The organism is Vibrio sp. 1180_3, assembly GCF_029478545.1.
Taxonomy (GTDB): domain Bacteria; phylum Pseudomonadota; class Gammaproteobacteria; order Enterobacterales; family Vibrionaceae; genus Vibrio; species Vibrio aestuarianus.
In genome coordinates this window covers 1-1,654 of record NZ_SJFM01000108.1, presented here as the reverse complement: position 1 = coordinate 1,654, position 1,654 = coordinate 1, and the positions used below count along the sequence as shown (strand labels likewise).

Below are 1,654 nucleotides of genomic sequence, written 5' to 3'. Positions count from 1 at the left end.
CAGTTTTGAAGTCAGTATTCATTGAGCCGGTCTTAGGACCAACAAAACTTTAATTGAAGAGTTTGATCATGGCTCAGATTGAACGCTGGCGGCAGGCCTAACACATGCAAGTCGAGCGGTAACATTTCAAAAGCTTGCTTTTGAAGATGACGAGCGGCGGACGGGTGAGTAATGCCTAGGAAATTGCCCTGATGTGGGGGATAACCATTGGAAACGATGGCTAATACCGCATGATGCCTACGGGCCAAAGAGGGGGACCTTCGGGCCTCTCGCGTCAGGATATGCCTAGGTGGGATTAGCTAGTTGGTGAGGTAATGGCTCACCAAGGCGACGATCCCTAGCTGGTCTGAGAGGATGATCAGCCACACTGGAACTGAGACACGGTCCAGACTCCTACGGGAGGCAGCAGTGGGGAATATTGCACAATGGGCGCAAGCCTGATGCAGCCATGCCGCGTGTATGAAGAAGGCCTTCGGGTTGTAAAGTACTTTCAGTCGTGAGGAAGGGGGTATCGTTAATAGCGGTATTCTTTGACGTTAGCGACAGAAGAAGCACCGGCTAACTCCGTGCCAGCAGCCGCGGTAATACGGAGGGTGCGAGCGTTAATCGGAATTACTGGGCGTAAAGCGCATGCAGGTGGTTCGTTAAGTCAGATGTGAAAGCCCGGGGCTCAACCTCGGAACTGCATTTGAAACTGGCGGACTAGAGTACTGTAGAGGGGGGTAGAATTTCAGGTGTAGCGGTGAAATGCGTAGAGATCTGAAGGAATACCGGTGGCGAAGGCGGCCCCCTGGACAGATACTGACACTCAGATGCGAAAGCGTGGGGAGCAAACAGGATTAGATACCCTGGTAGTCCACGCCGTAAACGATGTCTACTTGGAGGTTGTGGCCTTGAGCCGTGGCTTTCGGAGCTAACGCGTTAAGTAGACCGCCTGGGGAGTACGGTCGCAAGATTAAAACTCAAATGAATTGACGGGGGCCCGCACAAGCGGTGGAGCATGTGGTTTAATTCGATGCAACGCGAAGAACCTTACCTACTCTTGACATCCAGAGAATCCAGCGGAGACGCAGGAGTGCCTTCGGGAGCTCTGAGACAGGTGCTGCATGGCTGTCGTCAGCTCGTGTTGTGAAATGTTGGGTTAAGTCCCGCAACGAGCGCAACCCTTATCCTTGTTTGCCAGCGAGTAATGTCGGGAACTCCAGGGAGACTGCCGGTGATAAACCGGAGGAAGGTGGGGACGACGTCAAGTCATCATGGCCCTTACGAGTAGGGCTACACACGTGCTACAATGGCGCATACAGAGGGCAGCCAACTTGCGAAAGTGAGCGAATCCCAAAAAGTGCGTCGTAGTCCGGATTGGAGTCTGCAACTCGACTCCATGAAGTCGGAATCGCTAGTAATCGTGGATCAGAATGCCACGGTGAATACGTTCCCGGGCCTTGTACACACCGCCCGTCACACCATGGGAGTGGGCTGCAAAAGAAGTGGGTAGTTTAACCTTTCGGGGAGGACGCTCACCACTTTGTGGTTCATGACTGGGGTGAAGTCGTAACAAGGTAGCGCTAGGGGAACCTGGCGCTGGATCACCTCCTTATACGATGATTACACTGATGAGTGTCCACACAGATTGATGGTTTATACAGTTTTAGAG

General features: G+C 52.8%; 1 rRNA gene. It reads left to right on the top strand.

The features are described 5' to 3' along the window. The first annotated feature begins 50 nt into the window (after positions 1–50). Positions 51–1,597 (top strand): 16S ribosomal RNA (locus tag EYW48_RS21035). Positions 1,598–1,654: the final 57 nt, after the last annotated feature.